Here is a 22,448-nt window from a genome sequence, read left to right on the forward strand (position 1 = left end):
AATTTTCTACTCTATCATATCATAATTAGATATATTAATTATAATTAGATTATTATCATGGAAGGAGATTTTCCACGGATGCAACGAAAAAAGATCGTCGAAGCAATGAAAAATGTTTACTTTCAAAAAATGACCGCAACTGGTTATCACGAAATTGAAGAAGAGATTGCCCGCCTGCAATCACAGCGGCCCGCAAAAATCGAACAGCTAAAGGCCGCCCGCGCCCTTGGTGATCTTTCTGAAAACACAGAATACAGCACGGCGAAGCGGGAACTGCGCCATCTCGAAAGCCGCCTCCGCTACCTTAACAAGCAATTACAGTACGCCCAGATTGTCGAGCCAAGCGACGATAACACAGTTGATCTCGGCACCACCGTCACCCTTAAATTTACCGATGACGATGACCAAGAAGTCTACCACATCGTCGGCAAGCAAGAAGCAGATATTGCGAAACAAAAAATCTCCTTTGATTCACCGCTAGGAAAAGCCATCATGCACCAGCCGGCCGGGAAAGTTGTTACGGTGAACGCCCCGCAATCAGCTTACCAGGTTGAAATTATCAAGGTCGAAGTTTAACTTTTTTCTTGCATCATTAATCATGACCCGCTATACTATTAAAGTTGCGTTTTTGACACAAGATATTGTGTTTAAAGACGATTTCAAGAGAGAAAAATCTATATGTAGTGGGAGAGTTGATTATGATTAGCAATTATCTAAAGTTTTTAGGTCACCAATTAAAGGGCTGGCCCCAACAAAACTATTACCTGTTCTTCTTTAGTCTTGGCTGCCAAGTCATGACCCTGGTAAACGCACCAATTACCTGGGTGACAGTCATTACTTTTATCGGGACTACCCTCGGGGTATTATGCGTCCTCGCAATCAACGCAGCAAAGTCCGTTAACGGTTTCCTGGGGATCCTTTCTGCTATCTGCTTTATCATTGCAGGTTACAGTGCCAAGAATTACCTCAGTATCGCGGAACAGATTGCTTACGTAATCACGCTTGACTTGCCAGTCCTGCTTTCTGCTAACTGGAATGTCAACATGGCGTCTAAGATCCGCCAGTTTACTGGCCGCTCATGGGCCGTCGCCATTGTTTCCACCATCCTGGTCTACCTGGTGTCTGGTTACTTAATCGGCACCCTGACTGATGATCCGCGGCCATGGATTGATGCGATTAGTTTCTCAATTAGCTTGAGTGCCGGGGTTATTTGCTTCCTGCGGTTCAACAACCAATACTTCTGGTGGCTGGCTTCAGGAATTGCTCAGCTAGTCCTTTGGTTTGTTTCATTCCGTCAAGGGTCAGCAACCTTAGCAATGGCGATTAACAGTTCCATTTACGTTATCAACGATGTCCTCGCCTTTACCATCTCCCCATGGTACAACGAACGCGAGCGGCAACGGCTCAGCAAAGAAGAATCAATTTATGCCAAGCAATTAGGCTTGGAGAAATAGAAAAAGAGGTCGAAAAAAATGCGGCCTCTTTTTTGCTATTTAATATTGCTTATTATACTCGTAAACTAACTCTGGCTCACGGCCTGTCCGGTGGTAGGCATTCAATGTTGCAATCTGCTTCATCTCTTCATCACTCAAGGTAAAGTCATAGATAGCGGCATTTTCTGCGATTCGTGCCTCGTGAACCGACTTGGGGATAAACGACACCCCATTTTGCAAGTGCCAACGGAGGATGACCTGGGCAGGTGACTTCCCGTGCTTAGCGGCGATTGTCTTAATAACATCTTGACCAATTACTGCGCCCCGGCCAAGCGGACTCCAAGCCTGGGTGACAATGTGGTGGTCCCGGTTAAACTGAACCAGTGGCATTTGGGACAGCAGTGGGTGCAGCTCAATCTGGTCAATGACTGGCATTTCATTGGCCTGGGTCGCTAAGTATTGCAAGTGGATCATCTGGAAGTTGCTTACCCCGATTGACTTAGTCAGGCCCGCCTTTTTCATTTCTTCAAATGCCCGCCAGGTATCAAAGAATGAACTTTCAATCGGCCAGTGAACCAGCAGCAAGTCAACATAGTCCATTTGTAGCTTTTGCAGTGACTCCTTTACCGAATCAATTGCCGCTTGGTAGCCCTGGTTTTCTTCGGCAACCTTTGTCGTCACAAAGATCTTTTCCCGGGGAATCGCTAACTTCTTAACGGCGTTCCCGACTTCCTTTTCGTTGCCGTACAGTTGGGCAGTGTCAAACAAGCGGTAACCTTCTGCGTAAGCTTTAGCAATCGCCGTATCCATCGTTTCCTGCCCTACCACCTTATAAAGGCCGAACCCTTGTTGGGGCATCTTATTCCCGTCTGCCAGGGTTAAGAGATTGTCTTGAATGTCCATCATGTCGCACTCCTTTTTCCTTTATCATCAAGTAATTAGTGCTGATTGTCAAACAAAAACATTCTTTTTCTCCCCTGCCTAGGTTATGATTAACTTAACTTTAATCGCGAGGTAAGTATGATGACAAAAGTCTTTATTGTTGAAGATAATCCAGAGTTGATTAAATCAATTACAGCGGCCTTAACGAAATGGCAGTACGCAACAGTAACAGTTGACGATTGGCAAACCGTGGCTGATGAGATTGTGACCGCTGCCCCGGACCTCGTCCTGTTTGACATCACCCTCCCCAGTTTCGACGGGTTTTACTGGATGCAAGAGGTCCGCAAACATAGCCAGGTGCCAATCATTGTCATTTCCGCAGCGGACATTGACAGCAACGTAATGCACGCGGTCGCTGCTGGGGCTGATGATTACATCATGAAGCCTTTCTCCATGACCGTCCTAGTAGCAAAAGTCCAGGCCCTCCTTCGCCGCAACCAACAGACTAGCGAGGAAGAGGCAATTGAGTGGGGGGCAAACACCTTCAACTCCCTAACCAACCGGCTGACAACTCCTGCCGGCACGGTTCAACTCACCCCCACCGAGGGCGCACTGCTCCAAGTACTTATCAGCCATCACCAGCAAACCGTCGCTAAAGAGCGCCTGCTTGAGTGGCTCTGGCAAGGTGGCAAATACCTTAACGATAACACCCTCAACGTCAATATCAGCCGTCTGCGCGCAAAGTTAGCAACAGTTGGCCTAACTGACGCGATCAGAACTGAGCGGGGGATCGGTTACCGGCTGGTGAATCCTAATGAATAAGCGAACATTTCTTATCCTATTTGGCCGCGCCATCGCCCCGGTCACCCTGTGCTACCTCTTACTTATTTTCCTTGCCGGCCTATTGGTAGTCCTCTATAATTTGCCGCTCCTCTTTTTCGGTGACCTCCTTCGTTTTTCCCTCCCTGTCCTCGGTGGCTGGCTCATCTTTGCCTTCTACCGCACCCGGCAACGTTATAAAAAACTTCACGCAAAGGACGCTATCAGCCCCAACAATCCGGTTGAAGCCGCGCTTATCACCCTCCTAACAGCGGAAAAAGCTACTGCAAAATCAACCATCCGTGACCTCCACTTAAAGCAGCAACAACAATTTGACCACCTCGAATTATTTGCCCACGAGATCAAAAACCACCTTGCAACCCTTACTGCCGCGGCGGAAAACCAGGACCAAGTGGCAAGCACCGATGTCAAAGAAGCCGTCCGCCACGCCAACTACTACCTTGACCTGCTCCTTAGCGATGAACGGCTGGCGATGGAAGGCAATGACTTTGCCTTTCAGTGGATCGACTTAGCTGCCCTAGTCAATGACGTCCTCCAGCAAAACTCCGCCCTCTTTATTCACAAGCAACTTATCCCCCAACTTCACCAGCTTACCGGGGTGCGGGTTTTGACTGACCCCAAGTGGCTGCGCTTTTGCATTGCCCAGCTGCTCTCAAATGCAATCAAGTATTCCCAGCCAAACCAAACGATCCATATTTCCTGGGAAATAAACCAACTGCACATCATCGACCACGGTTGCGGGATCCCCAGCACCGACCTGCCGCGCATTTACGATAATGGCTTTACTGGTCATAACGGCCATCAAACTACCCTGTCAACCGGGATGGGCCTCTACCTGGTGAAGAAAGTTGCCCAGCAGTTAAATTACCAGCTTAGCGTGACCTCCGCGGTTAATAAGGGAACCACGGCAACATTAACTTTTACGCCGGCCAATGTCCGCCAGCGATAAGCTGCTATCTTACAAAACTGTAAGGTTCTGCACACTTCTGTAAGTAGGAAGTGGCGCAGAACCTTTTTATAATAACTACAAGAACAAAAGATAACCGTAACGAAAGGATAATCATCATGGCTCTATTACAACTACACCACGTTCAACGGGTGTTCAACCAACATTCAACTAACCCTGTCATGGCACTGAAGGACATCAGTTTTACCGTCGAGAACGGGGAATTTGTCGCAATCATGGGTGAATCCGGGGCTGGGAAGAGTACCCTCCTCAACATCATTGCCACCCTTGACCAGGCAACTGGTGGGCAAGCAGTCCTAAATGGCCAAGACCTAGGACAGTTATCAAAGGATGAAGCAGCGAAATACCGGCGAGAACATCTCGGCTTTGTTTTCCAGCACTTTAACCTGCTCGACAGCCTCTCCAACCGGGATAACATCTATCTCCCACTAGTGCTCGCAAAAACTCCTGTCAAGCTAATGGACGACCGCTTGACTCCCTTAGCGGCCCGTCTCCGAATTGATTCAATCGTCGACCGCTTCCCTAGTGAAGTATCCGGTGGTCAGCAGCAACGAATCGCAATTGCCCGCGCACTAATTACCAATCCCGACCTCCTACTAGCCGATGAGCCGACCGGGGCACTGGACTCAAACACCAGTAACGAAATTCTGACCCTCTTTGACGATGTCAACCAAAACGGGCAAACCATCATCATGGTTACCCACAGTGCTGCCGCCGCCAGTCACGCTAAGCGAACTCTTTTTATCAAGGATGGCCGCATCTACCATGAGCTTTACCGGGGCGACCTCTCGGCAAAGGAATACCAAGAGCAAATTAATCAGACAATGATGACCCTCACGAATGGTGGTGAATAAGGATGCTCTTCTTCAAATTAATCAACTCGAGTTTTAAACGTAACCGCAAGATTTACTTGCCATACCTAATTTCGATGGCGATGCTGGTTGCGATTAATTATATTTTTAAGGCGATTGCTGTTAACCGTAGCATCAAAAAGCTCCCGAGCGGCAGTATCACCGGGGCACTGATGGATACCGGATCAACCTTTATTATCCTCGTGACCCTTGCCTTCATGGTCTACATCAACCGCTTCCTCTGGCAACAACGTCACCAGGAAATGGGCCTCTACAGTATGCTCGGGATGACCAGCCATCATTTACGGATATTGATGGTGATTGAAAAGCTTTACCTGCTGGTCATTAGTCTGACGGCTGGTTTTGCGACCGGGATCATCTTTGACCGGCTGGCCTTCCTTGGTTTTGCCCGCCTGCTAAATATCAAGCACCTAAGCCAGCCGTGGATTGAATGGTCCGCACTGGGAAACACCTGCTTAATCATCGGTGGCTTTTTCTTGCTCCTGGTGATTATTGATCTTGTTAAGTTGATCCGGCTCAATCCGGCGGAACTCTGGCATCCCCGTAAGTCAACCGTTACTAAACACGGCACCGTCTTTACTGTTGCCGGAATTCTCGGGATGGTCGCTGTTGCCTGGGCCTACTACCTGACCCTAACTGTCAAGCCGCGGATGTCCGCCTTATCAACCTTTATGTTAGCAGTCGTCCTCGTTGTTGTCGGCACTTACCTATTATTCATCGCCGGTAGCATCATCGTCTTACAACTGCTTCAAAAGAATAAACGCTACTACTACCAGCCCCGCCACTTTATTGCTGTCTCGGGCATGTTACAGCGGATGGAACAAAACGGGGCCAGCCTCGCCACAATCTGCTTGCTGTGCAGCTCCGTTTTAGTCATCCTCTTTGGTTCAATTACCCTGTATCTTGGGATTGATAGTACCGTCCGTTCCTGGGCACCCCGGGAGGTGACGATCGTTAGCACAGCCCCGTTAAATGCTAGCCAAAACAAAACTATCAAACAGGTAGCTAACGAGCACCAGGCAACTCTCGGTCACCAAGTTAGCTTTAATACCAGCACCCCCCAATACGGCTACTGGCAAAAGAACCACTTTATTAACCAGGGCGGCCTTGACCGGATGACCAATAATACTACTAGTTCAGTAATTTTCATCAGTGCAAAGACGTACCAGCAGCTGACCAAGGACAAGGTTCAACTGGCAAATGATGAAGCACTCTTCTATTCACCAGCTACAAAGCTAACTGGCAGCCTACAAATTGGCAACCGCACGTATAAGGCAAAGCAGCTCAAGCACTTTGACTACTACCTCAATCCAAGTCACTCAATCTATTCACCGGTTTTTCTCGTGGTCAACAAAGTGCCAGCCAAAATGGGCACCACCACCATCACTACCTTTAATTACCAGCTAACCGGCAGCGTGGAAAAGAAGGCGCAGTTTGAACAGGCATTACAAGATAAACTCCAAGTACCTAACTTAGGCTTCACCGGCTACCACATCGTCCATAACCTCCTCACCCAACTTTATGGTGGAATTGTCTTCGTCGGTATCTTAATCAGCCTCGCCCTGGGGATCACCACCACCGTCGTGATCTACTTCAAACAGATTACTGAAGGTTACGAGGACCAGCAACGCTTTAAGACAATGCAGCAAGTCGGCTTAAGTGAACGGGAGACAACTAGAAGCATCCATAGTCAGGTTCTGATGGTCTTTCTCCTGCCAGTCATCGGCGCCGTGGTCAACCTTGGCTTTGCCATTCCAGCCATCCGCCAAATCATGATCCAATTTGGTTTTTATAACACCCAGCTAATGATGACTGTTGCGATAACGATTACCATCATTCTCCTGCTGGCATACCTCCTTATCTATGGTCTCACTACCCGGGTCTATCGCCAGATCGTCGACCAAGCCTAGCAGCCAAGCTTTTTTGTTTGACATTTCTGATTTAACCGGTTACACTCAAACTACTATAAAGTAAGTACGGTTAGATATGGGAGATGTAGTTATGAAAAAGTTACTGCAACCAAATCTGCAAAATTACCTATCACTAACAAGCTGTTGTTAAGCTAGTTAGGCGGCTTTTTTCGCTGCCTTATTTTGTCGTGGTCTCGACCATGATAAGCTTAATGACGGCTTTTTTGTTTTGACTTCAAATAATCGAGGTGTTTTTCGTGAATCAGATGGTCCTTAACGTCGGAATCCTTAACCTAATGCATGATAAAGTTGATACGCAACGGCGGTTTTCGACCGTCCTTAATGAAGGTGACTATGATGTCAACGTGCAATACTTCTACCCGCAGACGCACTACCAAAACCGGCCCGTGCCCACACTTGTCCAGCAAATATCCCAACCACTAGTACTCGACCAGCTAGACCAGTTTGATGCTTTCATCATCACTGGTGCACCGCTTGAGCAATTACCATTTAACGACATTACCTATATTGACGAGGTCCACCAGTTGATTGACCAGCTCGGTAAGCTCGCCATCCCTCAGCTCTACGTCTGCTGGGGAGCGATGGCCGCGGCGAACTACCTTTACGGGGTACAAAAGTATCAGCTACCGGAAAAGATATTTGGTGTCTTTGCCAACTACCGCCACCATAACGATCCTTTCCTCACTGGTCTGCCAGACGGTTTCTTAGCACCCCATGCCCGGTACGCCGAGCTTGATGTTAACGCCATTAAGGAAAACCCTGAATTGACGATTACCGCAACAACCAAGGATAACCGGCTCTTTTCGTTTAGTGCGTTACACAAGAAACAATACTTTTTATTTTCACACCTCGAATATGGCCGCGATGCCTTGTTAAAAGAATACCGCCGGGAGCGTAATGCCCACCCAGAAAGAGACTACCTTAAACCGCAAAATTACTTCCGTGATCCGCTTCATATGAAAGATCCCGAGTTCAAGTGGGCTAAGACCCGCCGCGTGTTCTTTGATAACTGGCTACAATACGTTGCCCATGATGTAAAAGAACGACAATTAGTAAAGGAGTAGATACTATGACCACAATTGCAAATTCCATCACCCAATTAATCGGTAACACCCCCCTCGTTAAGTTAAACCGGGTCGTTCCCGAAGACGCTGCCGACGTATACGTAAAGCTCGAATTCTTTAACCCCGCTGGCTCCATCAAGGACCGGATCGCTCTGGCGATGGTTGAACAGGCGGAAAAAGATGGCAAGTTAACTGCCGGGGGGACGATTATCGAACCAACTTCCGGTAACACCGGGGTTGGCCTCGCAATGGTTGCCGCGGCGAAGGGCTACCATTTGGTAATCACGATGCCAGAAACGATGAGTGTTGAACGGCGGAAGTTAATGCAGGGCTACGGGGCAGAATTAATTTTGACCCCGGGAGCTGACGGAATGAAGGGCGCCATCGCTAAGGCCGAAGAATTAGTGAAGGAAAAGGGCTACTTCATGCCAATGCAATTCGATAACCCCGCTAACCCGGCAATTCACGAACAGACAACCGGGAAGGAAATTTTGGCTGCCTTCGGGGACGTTACTCCCGATGCCTTTGTTGCTGGGGTCGGTACTGGTGGCACCCTGACCGGGATTGGTCACGCCTTGAAGAAGGCTGATCGCGACGTTGCCGTCTACGCCCTTGAACCGGCTGAATCACCAGTCCTCAAAGAAGGCAAAGGCGGCAAGCATAAGATCCAGGGGATTGCCGCTGGTTTTGTGCCGGAAGTTTTAGATAAGGACGTTTACGATGGGATCCTTGAAATCAAGAGTGACGATGCCATCGCAATGGCCCGTGAAGTTGCCCACAAGGAAGGAATCCTCGTCGGTATTTCTGCTGGTGCAAACATCAAGGGAGCCATTGAGGTCGCCAAGAAGCTTGGTAAGGGCAAGAAGGTTGTCACTGTCTCCCCTGACGGCGGTGACCGCTACCTTTCAACTGAATTATTTGATTATTAATCAAAAGGGCTAAATCAATTTGCAGATTTAGCCCTTTTCTATTGCACATCCCCTTACGTAATGTCCTACACTGGAGATACACAAGGAGGAATGGCTTATGTACACAAGTGGTGAATTAGCAAGAAAATGCAATGTTTCGCGACGCACAGTTCAGTATTATGACCAATGTGGTTTGCTGACGGCAAGCCGAACACCTACTGACCAACGCCAATATAACGACGCTGATGTTCAGCGGTTGCGAGAAATACTCGCTTACCGTAATCTCGGCTTCTCATTAAAAGAAGTCAAAAGGATTATCACTAACCAAAACAGTAGCAAGTATTTACTATCACTAATTACTAGCCAGCAAGATAATCTTACAGATAAAGTTGCCAAGCTTAACCAGCAAATTGCCAGTCTCGACTTCCTTAAAAAGCAGTTTAATAAGTATGGCTATTTCCCAGGAAATATTGCGGAAGGGGTGGCTTATCTAATGGATCAAGCACAACGTTTAAGAAGATTACGGATTAAAATGATTGTTATTGGACTAATCCTTGATATCTGCTTGTGGGGCAGCGTCTGTTACGTCGTTTTGCAAAAAGCTAATCTCTGGTACTTAGGAATTGGCTTAATCGTTAGTCTAATCCTTGGCTATTACATTACCATGACCTACTTCCACCATTCTTGCTACCTGTGTCCAAATTGCCACAGCACCTTTACCGTTCCATTTAAGAACTGGTTTTTCGCCAAGCACACGCCAAATACCCGGCACTTAAAATGTTCCCACTGTCATCAAGTGAACTACTGTATTGAAGAATTTAAAAAATAAAACACTTAGGAAAATTTCCTAGGTGTTTTTTGTTACGGTGAGTTACTGATCTTACAAAATCGGCGACAATAGCCGGGAGAAGTATTGCTTGAACTTCCGCCACTTACTCTGGTTAGCAAAGTATTCCGGCGTCAGTAGGGTACTCTTCTCAATGTCGTTCAAGAAGTCCTGCTTCAAGGTCGCCGTGAGCTTTTCGTTGTACGCAAAGGCGTTCACCTCAAAGTTAAGCCGGTAGCTCCGGTAGTCCATGTTGGCCGAACCAACGGAGGCAATGTTGCTGCCACTGACCATCGTCTTAGCGTGAATAAAGCCGTTATTGTACTTGTAAACCTTGACCCCGTTGTTGACCAGGTACTTGGCATAGTACTCCGTTGCCCGGTAAACAAACGGGTGGTCCGGCATACATGGAATCATGATCCGGACGTCAATCCCACTCCGCGCCGCAATTACGAGCGCTTCGAGGACGGAATCTTCGGGGATCAGGTATGGTGACTGAATGTACACGTACTTGCGGGCAGAACTAATAATTGATTCATAGCCCCGCCGAATTGCGTAGTCCTCATTGTCCGGCCCCGATGAAACGATCTGCATTGGCACTGCTTCGGGATCATCACTCGGCTCATGCAATTCAAAGTTACTAAACTCTTTTTCTAGACTAATCTTCTTTTTGCGGGTCTTGCGACAGGTGGTGTTCCAGTCCATCGCAAACCGTACTGTCATCATCATCGTTGCCTGGCCGATGACCCGCAGGTGGGTGTCACGCCAGTAACCAAACTTCGGTGCTTCCCCGAGGTACTGGTCACCGATGTTAAAGCCCCCGATATAACCAATCTGCCCGTCGATAATCGCTAACTTACGGTGAAGGTGGAAGTTTAACCGTGGCGTCTGGAAGTGTGCTTTCGGTGCGGCAACAAAGGCCTGCGCCTCACCACCGAGTTCTTCAAGGTGCTGAAAGAACTTATAGGTAGTCCCATGCGACCCGCTAAGGTCATATAAGACCCGCACCCGGACGCCCCGTTCTGCTGCCTTTTCAAGGGCTGCTAAAACGCGCTTCCCCAGATTATCAGAATAAAATGAGTAGTATTCAATATATACGTGGTCCTTGGCATGGTCGATATCATCGATTAGCTTGGCAAACTTTTCCTTTCCATCGGTAAAGACGTGGACCTTGTTGTCGAAGGTAGCAACCGACTCATTCAGGCTCATAAAGAGGTTTACGAGTTGCCGGTCCCGTGATAGGCGGTCCTGCTTCGGTAGTAGTTTGTGCTTTTCGACAAGCTTTTTTTGCTTTAGAAGGTACTTCTTTTCCAGTAGTTCCTGTTCATCTTGAATGCTAAAGATCTCATCGTGTGACATCTGCCGGCCGACGAAGAGGTAGAGGATAAAACCAACTACCGGAAAGACTGACAATACCAGTAGCCACGCCCAGGTAGATGCAATATCCCGCCGACTACGGAAAACCGTCCAAATCGCAAAGCCAATATTGATTAGCCACAAAACTTCAATAATGCGACGAATAATGTCCCATGTCCAAATAATATTCATGCTATATTTCTCCCTAAAAGTATTACTGCATTATTATAGCCTTAATCGCCCCTTCTTTCAGCAATTCTCTATAAAAATGGTTATTTTCCGTAAACACGCCGCAATGCGAACGCAAATACAATCGCCAAGACACCGTAAACCGCCCCAACATAGCCGAGGTTTTGTAAACTCGTGTAGTTAACCGTTGTGGAGGCGGTAAAAGAGCCATGGGAGATCCCCACGTTGGCAAAGATAGAGATCAAGGAAGTTGCCAAGGCAAGTGATTGCGGGTATTCCTGTTCCGCAACGTTAATAAATACCAACTGGGTGGTCGTCCCGTAGACAATTACTACCACGCAAAGGGCTGCCAAGGCGAGCATCCCCGTCAGTTTATTTTCAAGGGCGGGTCCCAGAATAAGGCTCAAAATCGTCATTAAAATAAAGATTCCCGGAAGTTTGTGAACACCGTGATGCCCCGCAACAAGACCGGCAATTTCATTCCCGATAATGCTCATTACCCCTAGAATTAGCAAAAGCCAGTTTAGGCTGGTCAAGCTAAAGCCCATCACCGTCGTAATCAGCGGCCGGACATAGGTGTAAAAGGTGTATTGTAAGCTCAATACGGAAACGGTGATCCCAATGCCAAGCAAAACTCGGCGATCCTTTAATAACGACAACTGCCCAACAATGCTTCCCTTAACCTGGGGCGTATCCCGCGGGGTTAACCAGGCCAGGAGCGCAAAGACGACCAGGGTCAAACCGGAGATAATCCAGAAGCTGTCATGCCAGGAAAGTAGGGTCGCAATGGTCGTCCCTAATGGTACCCCGATAACCGAGGCAATGCTAAAGCCGGCACCAACCCAGGCTAGGACCATCGGCCGCTTGTTCATCGGCGTGATGATACTAACGAGGAGGTTGATGAGGGAAATAATCGTCCCCGCTACGGCCGCGGTAATAACCCGGGCAAAGAGCAACCAGCCAAGTGACGGTGCCATCGCGGTCAAGGTATTACCAATGAAGAAGACCGTCATTAAGATCATCAAGAGTTTGTACCGGTTCCAGTTGCTGGTCAAAGTAGTGATGACCGGGGTGCTAATCGCGTAAACCCCCGCAAAGGCCGTGACTAAAAAGCCGACCGTCGACAACGGAACGTGGTAGCTTTTGGCAATATCGGATAAGACCCCCACGACCATGAATTCGTTGCAGCCTAACATGAATGCAACGAGGATAAAAGTAAATGAGCGTAACTTTTCACGCATTATTAAACCTCCTTTAAAATAAAAAATTTTCTGGAAATAAGGCAATCCAGAAAATTATAAACGTTCAGCAAACCAATGCCAATAGTTTTGAAAGATTTATTAATGAATTTGCTCCTGATATGCCGCAAATGTGTGGTCATCAAAGCAGACCATCGTTACCTGGTCAACATATTTGGCACTTTGGAGGAAGTCGGTGATCGTCGCAATTGCAATCTTAGCGGCCCGGTCAAGGGGGAAGGCATAGACGCCCGTACTAATTGATGGAAAAGCGACCGTCTGGCAATGGTTTTGTTCTGCCAAAGCAAGGCTATTATGGTATGAATTTGCCAGCAGTTGGTCCTCCCCATGCGTGCCACCATACCACACGGGGCCCGGCGTATGGATAATGAATTTTGCTGGCAAGTTAAAGCCCCCTGTGATCCGCGCTTCACCAGTGGGGCAGCCATGAAACTTCTCACAGGCAGCATACAACGCTGGCCCCGCAGCCCGGTGAATCGCCCCATCAACGCCGCCACCGCCCATTAAAGTCGTATTGGCCGCGTTAACGATCGCATCTACGTTTACCTTTGTGATATCGCCCTTAATTACGTTGACCTGTGTCATTGTTAATTCTTCCTTTCTTTGAATTGGGGATAGAGCCAAATGGCGTAAGTAAGTGCAAGCGCCTTGAAAGCCGTTACCGCGCCCGCTCCAAAGCCATTACCAAATCCTCTCGCACCACCAGAAAAAGCCGTCACGACATCAAGCTTAATAAGCAGGATTGAGATAACAATCAATGTTAAATGAATTCCGACCTTATTAACCCCACTAATCTTCTTCCAGTTAATTTGTGATATTAGATAATACACATTAATTGTTGCTAGAGCTAAGAAGCAACCAATAATTACTTTCCAACCACTCCATAATGACGGAATGAATTTTAATAATCCTAATGCCAGCAACAATATATAAACACAAGCGGCAGCATTAATGATATATGAAATGGTAAATGCCCAATCCTTTTTAGCGTTAAGTTTATGCTCTTTTTCATATGAATCAATCATTTCGTGATCCTCCCGTAATAAATCGTCTAAACTAACATGGTAGAGATCACTTATTTGCACCAACATGAATACATCGGGATAACTCCGCCCATTTTCCCAGCTGGAAATTGTCTTTCGTGAGACAAGAAGCCGGTCAGCCACGTCCTGCTGGGTCCACTGGTACCGTTGCCGGTAACTTTTCATTTTGTCCGCAAACTTCACTAAGCTCTCCTACCTTCTTTGCCTTGAATTTATTTCCCGGGAAATCTAAGCTTGCTATCAATGTAGCGGAAATACCAGAAAATGTCACGCTAAGAATGGTGGACAACTAAAAAAGCCTCCCGGTTCGAGAGGGGCTTTTTCATAAGCTTATGCCATTCAATGTATAGTAAGATGATTAATGAATCTCGCATCGTAGAAATATAATTTCCTTATATACCAAAATATTAGTGTAACTTCTCAATAAAGATTAGTTAAGCTGTGCTAATCCACCCTCATTTATTGGCTCTTCATCTTCATCGTCTCTATAGATTTCGGAAACATTTAATTTTAAATTATTAACAGTGAATTTTTCATTGCTAATCATATACATCGTTCCTGCTCGGTGTTGTTTAGGAGCAATTTTACTACCACCTACAACGGTATCATAGTAGTAACTATCAGCACTGCCACCATCTTGGTATTCTGTTCCATTATCATCCGTAGGAGTCCAACTAGTAGTTTGAACATCAACAGGTTGATCACTATTATTACGAACTTCATAATTAATTACTACTTGGTAATAGTGTTTTCCTAATGAGGCATAGTTATCCATGTTATAAAGAGCGTCATTACTAGGCTCTTTAGTCTTGGTCATTGCTTCATACCTAATTGATTTAATTTTAAATTGTAGTGGGCCAACTGAGTTTGTTGCTTTATTTAGAGTGACTTCATAGGGTTTAACCGTTACAGGCAACTTCTTAGTAACATGACCATTATCACTTTTAGCAATAATGGTGTATTTCCCAACCTTGTTAAATTTTATCTCTGCTTTTCCACTTTTAGTCTTACGCATCCCTTGTACGTCGTTACCCTTACTATTTTGTACTTCATATTGAGTATTTTTATTTGCTTTTAATTTCACGGTTGCAGTGTAATCTGGTTCCATCATAATGCTACTTTTATTAAGACTTGCCTTAAACTCTTTTCCATGACTATCTTTAGTCCCACAAGCAGCCAAGCCCAATGTCAGTAATATTATCACTGGCATCAACAATAATTTCTTCTTCATTCAAAAAACTCCTCTACAAGAATAAATAAAAAATGCACAAAAGAAAAGGACAATCAGCGCCATCCCGTCGGTTGTCCTTTTTTAAGTAATTTAATTTTATCATAACGGTATATTTTAGAGCTATCTAAATTTTAGACAAATCTCTTTTAAAACTAAACTTTTCTCAATTTATCAATGTTAAAGATTACTAATTCTAAATAACTTAATGCAACTAACCATTTTAACTGTGTATCAGCAACAGCGCTACAATGATAATAATGACTAGAACAATTAACCAACCCTTTAATGGTAATCGTTTCGTCGGTGTACTATTACCGTCTGGTTCAATTTTAATTTGATGTAGCTCAACAAGCCCCGTCGCTAAGCCAAAAATAATTCCTTCGATCACCGCAAGGACAATCATAAATGGATCAGTTAGTAAAGGAAGCAGTGCTCCCCTTTCTGGTAACCAATCGATAAGAATTGTCATTCCATACATTCCAAACCCAAAGTAGAGACCAAGTCCGACTGCTTTTTTGATGATCTTTTTCTTAGTCCTTGTTACCTGCTTTGCTTCCACATCAATATCGGCTAAGTGGTGACGCTTAAGTTCATAACAGATATATGCATAAGTCGCAAAGATAATAAATAGCAATGAATCTACGACAATATCAAGGGCAAGCTCATAATTATTAGTGCCGAGAACCACAAGGGTAGCAGTGAACGCTAATATTAAATTAACTGAAAGTAAAAAGATCGCAATATTATTACCAATTCGATTAACCTCATTACGCCGGTATTCATCAAGCGGACCGTGAATACCATAAAACCACTTAATAATTTTCGTTCCAGCTGTTTCTTTCATGTTTATTATTCCTCCCAAAAAAGTGAGTTAAGGTCTGTCTTCAAGGCCTTGGCTAAATTAATACATAAATCCAGCGAAGGGTTGTATTTGTTATTCTCAATTAAGTTAATTGTCTGCCGAGCAACACCGATTTGCTTAGCTAAACTCAATTGCGAGAGCTCTTGCTTTTTGCGAAATTGTTTAACACGGTTCAAATATCAATCACCCCTAATGTCATATATATCTGACATTTATTGTGAACAGCATATCATCGCCAACCTTAGATGTCAATTATATATGACACAAATTGTAAAAACACCTTGAACAAAACAGCTGACGCTGACCTATCCCTCAGCGACACAAGAAATAAGGAACAGCTTACTAGATAAAAAGCGCCCGCCAATTTTAGGCAAAAGCCTAATGATTGGCGGGCATTGTTTGCTATAAACTAGGTATTATCACTCAACGAACAATAAATAAGATAGCCATCAATTATTAACCAGAACAACATCAGTCCATAGCGATGAAAGTGAAATTGCCGGCAAGCAATAACTAATGGCAATAACAGCAGCAGTCCTAAAACTACCTTTCTTACTTTTGGGGACATTTAACTACTCCTTTTTATTTCCCGGGAAATCTAAGCTTGTTATCAATGTAGCGGAAATAACAGGAAATGTCACGCTAAGAATGATGGACAACTAAAAAAAGCAAAGCGACGGTCAATTACCGTAATTCTGCGCTTTCTAGTTTCAGTAAACAAAGTAAAATAACTTAAGATTAGTTCAGAGCGAAAATAAATCGTTCTGAACTTTTTTGTTATCCTAAAAAGGTAGAGCTAAAGTTAACCATGACTTAAAGCCTGACTTCGGACGACCACTGGACCTGTTCCGTGCAAACTCCGCAGCTTTGTCCTTTATTGCTTACTTCGTAAAGAGTAATTATGGCTGGGTGAATACTTCTTGGAGTTTCTCAATAAATTTATTAGCTAAGTTGGAGCGTTGGGCATTTTTCTTCCAAATAATAATATTAGGGTCGGTAATTTTAGGCGAAAGCGGGCGGGCAACAAGCTCTTCTAACCGAGTATCGATTAAATTATTATACGATATTTGAACTGCATGTCCTTGGCTGGCCAAAAGTGATGCATTATAAGCTAAATTGGTAGTTGCTACATTAATTACCTGGTCATACCGGTTACCCCACCAATTACGGAACTTGTCACTTACAAAGCTTTGCGCTGAAGTGATGATTGGGTAGTTAATTAAATCATCCGGGGTCACTTTTTCCCTTTCCGCTAGTGGCATTTTTTTATTAAATAAGGCATAAAACTGGTTCCTTTGTGGCAAAATGAGGCTTTCAAAATTATCCAGGGGACGGTCACCCATGATAATGCCAAAATCGAGACTTCCATTGCTTACTTTAGCCTCAATTTCATCAGCGTAGCCATCATAAAAATTAAAGTGAACGTCAGGTTCTTCCTGAATTATTTGATCAATAATCTTCATAACGCTCTTAAGTGCGTATGATTGCCCAGCACCAATATTTAGGGTGCCGGTAATTAAGTTAGAACTTTGAATAATTTGCTTTGTTTGTGTTGCCATGTTAACCATTTCCTGAGCCCGGTCACGGAGAAAATAACCTTCTTGCGTTAACGTTATTTGCCGGTGTCCCCTAATAAACAAGGTTACTCCAAGCTCTTCTTCTAACGTCTTAATTTGTTTTGAAAGCGACGGTTGAGCAATATGAAGGCTTTCAGCGGCTTTAGAAATATTCTTTTCCTGGCAAACAGCTAAAAAGTAGCGTAGTATTCTCAAATCCATCCTATTCCTCCTTAATATAGTTATTGGCTATAGCTTATCATATTCAATAAGTCTTTCACATTGTTCCTAGTTACTCTTATATTAAAGGTGGTTTTAGTAACAGTACGTGAAAGGAGAAGCAAATGTCATTAAAAGAAAAAGTAATTATTATCACCGGTGCATCTTCAGGAATTGGTGCCGCAACGGCAAAACTATTGGCTAGTCAAGGAGCTAAAGTTGTAATTTCAGCAAGAAGAGAAGAGCGGTTAAATCAGTTAAGAGATTCAATGCCCGAGGCCAGCATTAGTGTTGTTAAGGCAGACGTTACGAATTTCGAAGAAGTACAAGCGGTAGTTGACTATACAGTTGATAAATTTGGTAAGGTTGACGCAATGTATAATAATGCCGGAATTATGCCAGTAAATCCCCTAATTAGGCTTCAAAGGCAGGAATGGCAGCGAATCCTGGATATTAATGTTATGGGTGTTTTGAATGGGATTGCGGCAGTTTTACCAGTAATGGTTAAACAAAAGCATGGTCATATTTTAGCGACTGATTCGGTGGCAGGTCATGTAGTTGTACCGAATTTGGCGGTCTATAACGGCTCTAAATTTGCGGTACGTGCGATTATGGAAGGCCTACGCCAGGAACAACGAGTTAATGGTATTAAGACGTCAATTGTCTCCCCTGGTGCAGTTCACACTGAATTATTTAATTCGATTAGTGATCCCAAGAATCGTCAGGTGGAAATAGAAACCGAAAAGACGATTGGTCTTGATCCAAAGCAAATTGCACGAGCGGTTGCGTTTGCAATTGACACACCAGCAGATACAGATGTAAATGAAATTATTGTACGGCCAATGGGTCAGGCAGTTTAATCAAAGGTAAAATTATTGATTAGTGTCGGGGTGTAGAAATTTTTAATAACCACGCCACTACTTAAATCCTATTAGCCTTAATTAAGGAAGATAATTATGAAAAAAATATTAGTTGTAGGTGCTCATGGGCGGACTGGGATTGCAACCGTCAAAGAGCTATTAAAAAGCCCCCAATTTGTTCCCATTGCAGGTATCAGAAATAAGACTCAAATAGCACAGTTTAAGAACTTAGGAGTGGAAACTAGGTTTATCGATGTACGGGAATCAGTTGCCAAAATAAAAGTACAATTAACCGGGATTGATGCAATCGTAATCGCCCTTGAAGGCGGATGGATGGTCTCATTAGATGGAAAAGTTAAGGTTGCTCAAGCGGCTCAGCAAGCAGGAATCAAGCGCTTAGTTTTAGTGAGCGCAGGTGCAATTCAACACTTTCATGATGAAAAAATAATGTCGTGGATGAAAGAAATGGAAGAATATAGTGCAGCGTTATATTATGCTGATATGTTTGTACGTAATTCTTCACTTGATTACACAATTGTACGCCCAGAAAGCTTAACTGATGAACCGGGGACGGGTTTAGTTAATATTGGACAAGATTTATCACATACAACAGTTAGTCGTACCGATTTAGCAAGGGTGATAGTGCAATCTTTGGCTAGTGATAATACCGTAAGAAAAGCCTTTGATCTTCAAAAAGGTTCGACAACGATTAGAGATGCAGTTGCAAGTGTTTAACTGAAACTTGAAAGCACTCAAAAGGACCGGAGCCCATATCAGCTCTGGTTTTCTTTATCAAAATTAGTTTTTAAATGGCCTTTAAAAAAATATTGCCGTTGCTTGAACGAGGATGGAAGACGAATGTCTGAAGACCCGAGGACAAGACAAAGACTAAAAATGAAAGCAATATACTGCATTTTCAATCTAATAAATATAAAACAGAGGTTGAGAGAACTAACTCGACCTCTGTTTTGCTTTAAAAGCAATAATAACCATGTAGTAGTTGGTTATCATTTTGAATATTGATAAAAAAGTCTATTTTTTAGAAATTGCTTGACTGTAACGCGAATGTACAGCATACAATGCTGTTAATAAATTCTAGGAGGAAGATAGTTATGATTTCCATGCTCCAAGAGTTCAGGTTGGAAATGATATGGCAGTTTTGACATATCAATTACACGCTAATACTTCAATGATTGAAATGAATTATAATGTTATTGAAGTATTTCAGAAAGTAAATGATGAGTGGAAAGTCATTCACTCTACTTGGGATCTAATTACGCCATTTTCACCGGATGTTAAGCGTCTTAAAGGAAATACAACAGTTTAAGTAGGTCCATTAATTACAAATAGACCCTATTTTTGTTTCCACATATATTTATTAAAAATATCTGTAAATCCTATGATTGTTAATCCTAGCGTTAAAAAATAATTGCCATTATGACGTGTAATTAACATAGCTACAACGAGAATTGCTAATAATACAGTACATAATTGACCGAGCCAAGAGCGTTTCTGATTAGGTCTATGGTTGTTATATTTCCACCCCATTTTCCTATTTACACCCAGGAAAAATGGTCTAATGTGTTCTCCATAAAGAATGGCAATTAGGAAAATAATTGTAAAACTCCATATACAAAACTGAGCAATAGAAGAGTCAAATTTTACTTCGTCTGTTAATAAAAAGAATAGTCCGTATAATATAGTGATTAATCCTCTTAATACACAAAAAGCATTATATGCTTTTCCTTGCTCTAAATAAGTCTGTAAGTGTGTATCTTCCTTAAGCATCGAGTCAATTGACATTTTATATAAATCACTAATCTTGACGAGCATATTTAAGTCAGGATAGCTTTTCCCTTGTTCCCAATTAGAAACAGTTTGCCGAGTGACATATAGCTGCTTTGCTATTTCTTCCTGGGTAAAGCCAAGTTTTTTCCTTTGTTCTTTAATTTGGTTACTAAATTCCATACTTATCCTCTCTTTTTTTAGAACCGAGAATATATTATTAGTTAATCGAAGTCTAGCAATAGTGCTTTGCATTGTTGATATATCAATGATTACTCATGATATAATAAATAGGTCGTTCGTCCCCTTGTAATGAAAGGGAGGGGGTGGTAGCTATGAACTTATTAAACGACCTAATCTCGCTCGCTAGTTCACTCATTGTAGTGTGGTTCGGTTGGTGGCTTAACAATCGTCACCACTAGCGAGTAATCGAACGGCAATAAGCCCACAATAAAAGCCCTCAGCAACTTAGGACCTTGCTGGGGGCTTTTGTGTTGCGCTATGAACCTACATAACGACCTAATCTCTGTGTTCATTATAACATGTTTTAAACTATTTTCGAGGAATATCATATGAGGTGCGATGATTTCTTTGCCTGGCCAAAGTATGTTAATACTTAGCTAAACAATCGGCGATAGGCGTATCTAGTTGTCATTAGCTCACAACACTTTTGTCGCTGAAGTGAGAAAAGACCGTTACCCGGGCAGGGGTAACAGTCTTTTGTGTTTACGTTGCTAAAATAGCATAATCTTTTTTGTCGCAACTTTATGCTAACATGTATCCATATATTTTCCACTACAAGGGTTACCGTTAACGACTTGTTAACTAAAAGCACTAGACCATATCCATACTCTTTCAAAGCGGAAAATCCGTATCAGCAGTCGCATTTTCAACCGTCTTAGTCTTATACTGCAGCAACCCTTACTCGATACCTACAATCAAGCATCATTAATAGGAAATGAATTTTCAATATAATTATTATATAATTATATTAAGAGGTGAAAATCATGAAATATAAAACCATAAAATCTCGTCGGCAAGGTACTTCTTTAACATTAACGATTCCTGCACAATTTAAGGTATCTGAAAATTCTCTCTTTGAGCCGCAACTTTTGGACGATGGAACAATTCAATATCGGCCAGTCGTTAGCCCTGCCGACATTGCACACGATCGGCAAATGATTGAGAAGGATTTTGCTGATGACCACTTGCTTACGGAATCAGAGATGAAAGCGCAGTTCGGTAAATACGGTTGGGGAAAAGATGGAAATTAAATATACATCATACTTTGCTAAAAGTTTGACACAAATAATTAACTATTGGACAAGCACCCTAAAACTAAATTCTGAACAAGTAAATAGTTTCGTCTTCCATATTTATCAAAAACTCGAATTGTTAAAAAGTTTCCCTAGAATGGGGCAAGATGTTACGCAAAAATATCAATTTCAAGAAACTACATATCGTCTACTAATTGGCAAAAGTTATGGTATCTTTTATCGATTTGATGAAGAAAAAAGTTTAATTATTGTTGGCTCTATTTATGGAACATCACAAGTTAAAGTTAAATTTTAAAATTCACCCAATATTAGCATCAAGAATGTGGTGACGTTAGATTGACAGAGCTGATTGTAGCATGTTTGATTGCCGCCGCTTTCCTCTGGCCCGGGATAGAAATCTATCTAGGTTATCAAAAGTTCTTCCGGCTAGTTGCCGAAAATATCTTTGGTGACAGCAATGAGGAGGTTGCCAAACACCACAAAGGAATCTATTTTAGCTTTTTAAACAAAAAAGTACCCTTTCAGGTACCCCGGCCGGTGCGGACTCACAAGATGATGGAATAGAACTTAGCATAATATAAAGTTAAATAAACGTAAGGAATCTACTATTCCAGATATTTTCAAAAAAATCAATAGTATCTTCGGCTGTCATATATTTATTATCAAAAGTACTGCTGGTGTGATGTTGCATTATTAATTGATATCCTAATCCATGTGCCATTTTGATCGTTGCATCAATACAATATTCAGTTTGCGCCCCACAAATTTCTAATTTTCTAATACCTAGGTTTTCCAAAGTTTCTCTTAACGGCGTTTAATAAAATGAATTGGGATGTTTTTTTCTAATTAAAACATCTGTTTTCTTATAATGTAAAGCCGGTACGAGCTGCCAGGCTGTAGAATTCTTTTGAAGTAAACTATCCTCGTGCTGAATAAAGATAATTGGAAGGCTTTGACTTCGATAGTAATCAATTCGCTTATTTATTTTTGATATTAGGTTTTCGTAGTTAAAGATAACTTTATCTGCTTTACAAACGCCATTTTGTAAATCTATTACTATAAGAGCCGAATTATTCATGAAATCTCCT

At 43.2% G+C, this 22,448-nt stretch carries 25 protein-coding genes and 3 pseudogenes; 15 read left to right on the plus strand and 13 right to left on the minus strand.

What is annotated here, in order from left to right:
- Nucleotides 1–78 precede the first annotated feature (78 nt).
- Together greA and pnuC are read left to right on the plus strand one after the other, a co-directional pair.
- Nucleotides 79–576 carry a transcription elongation factor GreA gene (gene greA / locus CZ502_RS04635; protein ID WP_076459990.1) on the plus strand — a complete coding sequence of 166 codons (498 nt, stop codon included), beginning with the start codon at nucleotides 79–81 and terminating at the stop codon, nucleotides 574–576.
- A gap of 122 nt (nucleotides 577–698) precedes the next feature.
- On the plus strand, nucleotides 699–1,454 hold the full coding sequence (pnuC, locus tag CZ502_RS04640) for a nicotinamide riboside transporter PnuC (RefSeq protein ID WP_076459992.1): 756 nt from the start codon (nucleotides 699–701) through the stop codon (nucleotides 1,452–1,454).
- A 39-nt stretch (nucleotides 1,455–1,493) separates the two neighbouring features.
- Here the strand turns inward: pnuC and CZ502_RS04645 are convergent, their stop codons facing one another.
- The gene (locus tag CZ502_RS04645) at nucleotides 1,494–2,336 is read right to left on the minus strand and encodes an aldo/keto reductase (protein ID WP_076459994.1); all 843 of its coding nucleotides are present in this window, start codon (nucleotides 2,334–2,336) and stop codon (nucleotides 1,494–1,496) included.
- A 120-nt stretch (nucleotides 2,337–2,456) separates the two neighbouring features.
- On the opposite strand from CZ502_RS04645, the gene CZ502_RS04650 reads away from it, so the two are divergent.
- The 7 genes from CZ502_RS04650 to CZ502_RS04680 all read left to right on the plus strand — a co-directional run bounded on the left by CZ502_RS04650 (nucleotide 2,457) and on the right by CZ502_RS04680 (nucleotide 9,726).
- On the plus strand, nucleotides 2,457–3,137 hold the full coding sequence (locus CZ502_RS04650) for a response regulator transcription factor (protein WP_076459996.1): 681 nt from the start codon (nucleotides 2,457–2,459) through the stop codon (nucleotides 3,135–3,137).
- Entirely contained in the window at nucleotides 3,130–4,104 is a 975-nt protein-coding gene (locus CZ502_RS04655) for a sensor histidine kinase (RefSeq protein WP_076459998.1), read from the plus strand. Before CZ502_RS04650 ends, CZ502_RS04655 begins: the two co-directional genes overlap by 8 nt.
- A 116-nt stretch (nucleotides 4,105–4,220) precedes the next feature.
- The gene (locus CZ502_RS04660; RefSeq protein WP_076460000.1) at nucleotides 4,221–4,976 is read left to right on the plus strand and encodes an ABC transporter ATP-binding protein; all 756 of its coding nucleotides are present in this window, start codon (nucleotides 4,221–4,223) and stop codon (nucleotides 4,974–4,976) included.
- A gap of 2 nt (nucleotides 4,977–4,978) precedes the next feature.
- Nucleotides 4,979–6,904, plus strand: coding sequence for an ABC transporter permease (locus tag CZ502_RS04665; RefSeq protein WP_076460002.1), 1,926 nt, complete (start codon nucleotides 4,979–4,981; stop codon nucleotides 6,902–6,904).
- 266 nt (nucleotides 6,905–7,170) lie between these two features.
- Entirely contained in the window at nucleotides 7,171–7,989 is an 819-nt protein-coding gene (locus tag CZ502_RS04670) for a homoserine O-acetyltransferase/O-succinyltransferase family protein (protein ID WP_076460585.1), read from the plus strand.
- A gap of 5 nt (nucleotides 7,990–7,994) precedes the next feature.
- On the plus strand, nucleotides 7,995–8,918 hold the full coding sequence (gene cysK / locus CZ502_RS04675; RefSeq protein ID WP_076460004.1) for a cysteine synthase A: 924 nt from the start codon (nucleotides 7,995–7,997) through the stop codon (nucleotides 8,916–8,918).
- 97 nt (nucleotides 8,919–9,015) lie between these two features.
- A complete protein-coding gene (locus CZ502_RS04680) occupies nucleotides 9,016–9,726 on the plus strand; it encodes a MerR family transcriptional regulator (RefSeq protein ID WP_076460006.1) in 711 nt (236 codons plus the stop codon).
- A gap of 51 nt (nucleotides 9,727–9,777) precedes the next feature.
- Here CZ502_RS04680 and cls read toward each other — a convergent pair whose 3' ends face one another.
- From cls to CZ502_RS10875, 10 genes and pseudogenes are all read right to left on the minus strand, one after another.
- Complete coding sequence (gene cls / locus CZ502_RS04685) at nucleotides 9,778–11,271, minus strand: cardiolipin synthase (protein WP_076460008.1); 1,494 nt, start codon at nucleotides 11,269–11,271, stop codon at nucleotides 9,778–9,780.
- Between the two features lie 80 nt (nucleotides 11,272–11,351).
- Complete coding sequence (locus CZ502_RS04690) at nucleotides 11,352–12,512, minus strand: MFS transporter (protein ID WP_143457275.1); 1,161 nt, start codon at nucleotides 12,510–12,512, stop codon at nucleotides 11,352–11,354.
- 96 nt (nucleotides 12,513–12,608) lie between these two features.
- Nucleotides 12,609–13,112 carry an O-acetyl-ADP-ribose deacetylase gene (locus tag CZ502_RS04695; protein WP_076460013.1) on the minus strand — a complete coding sequence of 168 codons (504 nt, stop codon included), beginning with the start codon at nucleotides 13,110–13,112 and terminating at the stop codon, nucleotides 12,609–12,611.
- A 2-nt stretch (nucleotides 13,113–13,114) separates the two neighbouring features.
- Entirely contained in the window at nucleotides 13,115–13,552 is a 438-nt protein-coding gene (locus CZ502_RS04700) for a hypothetical protein (protein ID WP_368087319.1), read from the minus strand.
- A gap of 72 nt (nucleotides 13,553–13,624) precedes the next feature.
- A pseudogene (locus tag CZ502_RS10990) lies at nucleotides 13,625–13,735 on the minus strand (helix-turn-helix transcriptional regulator); the annotation flags it as partial.
- Nucleotides 13,736–14,000: 265 nt separating this feature from the next.
- Nucleotides 14,001–14,801: a hypothetical protein gene (locus CZ502_RS04705; RefSeq protein ID WP_076460017.1), complete on the minus strand. Its 801-nt coding sequence runs from the start codon at nucleotides 14,799–14,801 to the stop codon at nucleotides 14,001–14,003.
- 220 nt (nucleotides 14,802–15,021) lie between these two features.
- Nucleotides 15,022–15,645 carry a DUF3278 domain-containing protein gene (locus CZ502_RS04710; protein ID WP_076460019.1) on the minus strand — a complete coding sequence of 208 codons (624 nt, stop codon included), beginning with the start codon at nucleotides 15,643–15,645 and terminating at the stop codon, nucleotides 15,022–15,024.
- Between the two features lie 5 nt (nucleotides 15,646–15,650).
- Nucleotides 15,651–15,839: a helix-turn-helix transcriptional regulator gene (locus CZ502_RS04715; protein ID WP_076460021.1), complete on the minus strand. Its 189-nt coding sequence runs from the start codon at nucleotides 15,837–15,839 to the stop codon at nucleotides 15,651–15,653.
- Nucleotides 15,840–16,562: 723 nt separating this feature from the next.
- The gene (locus CZ502_RS04720; RefSeq protein WP_234982450.1) at nucleotides 16,563–17,222 is read right to left on the minus strand and encodes a substrate-binding domain-containing protein; all 660 of its coding nucleotides are present in this window, start codon (nucleotides 17,220–17,222) and stop codon (nucleotides 16,563–16,565) included.
- 48 nt (nucleotides 17,223–17,270) lie between these two features.
- A pseudogene (locus CZ502_RS10875) lies at nucleotides 17,271–17,441 on the minus strand (LysR family transcriptional regulator); the annotation flags it as partial.
- A 122-nt stretch (nucleotides 17,442–17,563) separates the two neighbouring features.
- On the opposite strand from CZ502_RS10875, the gene CZ502_RS04725 reads away from it, so the two are divergent.
- The 3 genes from CZ502_RS04725 (at nucleotide 17,564) to CZ502_RS04735 (ending at nucleotide 19,625) form a co-directional block, all read left to right on the plus strand.
- Nucleotides 17,564–18,298: an SDR family oxidoreductase gene (locus CZ502_RS04725; protein WP_076460025.1), complete on the plus strand. Its 735-nt coding sequence runs from the start codon at nucleotides 17,564–17,566 to the stop codon at nucleotides 18,296–18,298.
- 96 nt (nucleotides 18,299–18,394) lie between these two features.
- Nucleotides 18,395–19,033: an SDR family oxidoreductase gene (locus tag CZ502_RS04730; RefSeq protein WP_076460027.1), complete on the plus strand. Its 639-nt coding sequence runs from the start codon at nucleotides 18,395–18,397 to the stop codon at nucleotides 19,031–19,033.
- Between the two features lie 415 nt (nucleotides 19,034–19,448).
- On the plus strand, nucleotides 19,449–19,625 hold the full coding sequence (locus CZ502_RS04735; RefSeq protein ID WP_200804218.1) for a hypothetical protein: 177 nt from the start codon (nucleotides 19,449–19,451) through the stop codon (nucleotides 19,623–19,625).
- A 26-nt stretch (nucleotides 19,626–19,651) separates the two neighbouring features.
- Here CZ502_RS04735 and CZ502_RS04740 read toward each other — a convergent pair whose 3' ends face one another.
- A complete protein-coding gene (locus tag CZ502_RS04740) occupies nucleotides 19,652–20,266 on the minus strand; it encodes a helix-turn-helix transcriptional regulator (RefSeq protein WP_076460029.1) in 615 nt (204 codons plus the stop codon).
- 824 nt (nucleotides 20,267–21,090) lie between these two features.
- Here CZ502_RS04740 and CZ502_RS04745 point away from each other — a divergent pair.
- The 3 genes from CZ502_RS04745 to CZ502_RS04755 are packed head-to-tail and all read left to right on the plus strand — an operon-like array spanning nucleotide 21,091 to nucleotide 21,924.
- Nucleotides 21,091–21,357, plus strand: coding sequence for a toxin-antitoxin system (locus CZ502_RS04745; RefSeq protein WP_076460031.1), 267 nt, complete (start codon nucleotides 21,091–21,093; stop codon nucleotides 21,355–21,357).
- Nucleotides 21,347–21,655, plus strand: coding sequence for a type II toxin-antitoxin system RelE/ParE family toxin (locus tag CZ502_RS04750; RefSeq protein ID WP_076460034.1), 309 nt, complete (start codon nucleotides 21,347–21,349; stop codon nucleotides 21,653–21,655). Before CZ502_RS04745 ends, CZ502_RS04750 begins: the two co-directional genes overlap by 11 nt.
- Before the next feature lie 41 nt (nucleotides 21,656–21,696).
- On the plus strand, nucleotides 21,697–21,924 hold the full coding sequence (locus CZ502_RS04755) for a hypothetical protein (RefSeq protein WP_076460037.1): 228 nt from the start codon (nucleotides 21,697–21,699) through the stop codon (nucleotides 21,922–21,924).
- Between the two features lie 19 nt (nucleotides 21,925–21,943).
- Here the strand turns inward: CZ502_RS04755 and CZ502_RS04760 are convergent.
- Nucleotides 21,944–22,438: pseudogene (locus CZ502_RS04760) on the minus strand (cysteine hydrolase family protein).
- Nucleotides 22,439–22,448 lie beyond the last annotated feature (10 nt).

Source organism: Limosilactobacillus caccae (assembly GCF_900156885.1).
GTDB lineage: Bacteria > Bacillota > Bacilli > Lactobacillales > Lactobacillaceae > Limosilactobacillus > Limosilactobacillus caccae.

Coding starts and splice junctions, on each gene's coding strand:
- CZ502_RS04700 (WP_368087319.1), bottom strand. CDS start 13,552: ATGATTGATTCATATGAAAAAGAGCATAAACTTAACGCTAAAAAGGAT.
- CZ502_RS04650 (WP_076459996.1), top strand. CDS start 2,457: ATGACAAAAGTCTTTATTGTTGAAGATAATCCAGAGTTGATTAAATCA.
- CZ502_RS04725 (WP_076460025.1), top strand. CDS start 17,564: ATGTCATTAAAAGAAAAAGTAATTATTATCACCGGTGCATCTTCAGGA.
- CZ502_RS04710 (WP_076460019.1), bottom strand. CDS start 15,645: ATGAAAGAAACAGCTGGAACGAAAATTATTAAGTGGTTTTATGGTATT.
- cysK (WP_076460004.1), top strand. CDS start 7,995: ATGACCACAATTGCAAATTCCATCACCCAATTAATCGGTAACACCCCC.
- CZ502_RS04745 (WP_076460031.1), top strand. CDS start 21,091: ATGAAATATAAAACCATAAAATCTCGTCGGCAAGGTACTTCTTTAACA.
- CZ502_RS04730 (WP_076460027.1), top strand. CDS start 18,395: ATGAAAAAAATATTAGTTGTAGGTGCTCATGGGCGGACTGGGATTGCA.
- CZ502_RS04695 (WP_076460013.1), bottom strand. CDS start 13,112: ATGACACAGGTCAACGTAATTAAGGGCGATATCACAAAGGTAAACGTA.
- CZ502_RS04655 (WP_076459998.1), top strand. CDS start 3,130: ATGAATAAGCGAACATTTCTTATCCTATTTGGCCGCGCCATCGCCCCG.
- CZ502_RS04665 (WP_076460002.1), top strand. CDS start 4,979: ATGCTCTTCTTCAAATTAATCAACTCGAGTTTTAAACGTAACCGCAAG.
- CZ502_RS04720 (WP_234982450.1), bottom strand. CDS start 17,222: ATGGCAACACAAACAAAGCAAATTATTCAAAGTTCTAACTTAATTACC.
- CZ502_RS04670 (WP_076460585.1), top strand. CDS start 7,171: ATGGTCCTTAACGTCGGAATCCTTAACCTAATGCATGATAAAGTTGAT.
- pnuC (WP_076459992.1), top strand. CDS start 699: ATGATTAGCAATTATCTAAAGTTTTTAGGTCACCAATTAAAGGGCTGG.
- CZ502_RS04680 (WP_076460006.1), top strand. CDS start 9,016: ATGTACACAAGTGGTGAATTAGCAAGAAAATGCAATGTTTCGCGACGC.
- CZ502_RS04705 (WP_076460017.1), bottom strand. CDS start 14,801: ATGAAGAAGAAATTATTGTTGATGCCAGTGATAATATTACTGACATTG.
- CZ502_RS04735 (WP_200804218.1), top strand. CDS start 19,449: ATGGCAGTTTTGACATATCAATTACACGCTAATACTTCAATGATTGAA.
- CZ502_RS04660 (WP_076460000.1), top strand. CDS start 4,221: ATGGCTCTATTACAACTACACCACGTTCAACGGGTGTTCAACCAACAT.
- greA (WP_076459990.1), top strand. CDS start 79: ATGCAACGAAAAAAGATCGTCGAAGCAATGAAAAATGTTTACTTTCAA.
- CZ502_RS04740 (WP_076460029.1), bottom strand. CDS start 20,266: ATGGAATTTAGTAACCAAATTAAAGAACAAAGGAAAAAACTTGGCTTT.
- CZ502_RS04750 (WP_076460034.1), top strand. CDS start 21,347: ATGGAAATTAAATATACATCATACTTTGCTAAAAGTTTGACACAAATA.
- CZ502_RS04645 (WP_076459994.1), bottom strand. CDS start 2,336: ATGGACATTCAAGACAATCTCTTAACCCTGGCAGACGGGAATAAGATG.
- cls (WP_076460008.1), bottom strand. CDS start 11,271: ATGAATATTATTTGGACATGGGACATTATTCGTCGCATTATTGAAGTT.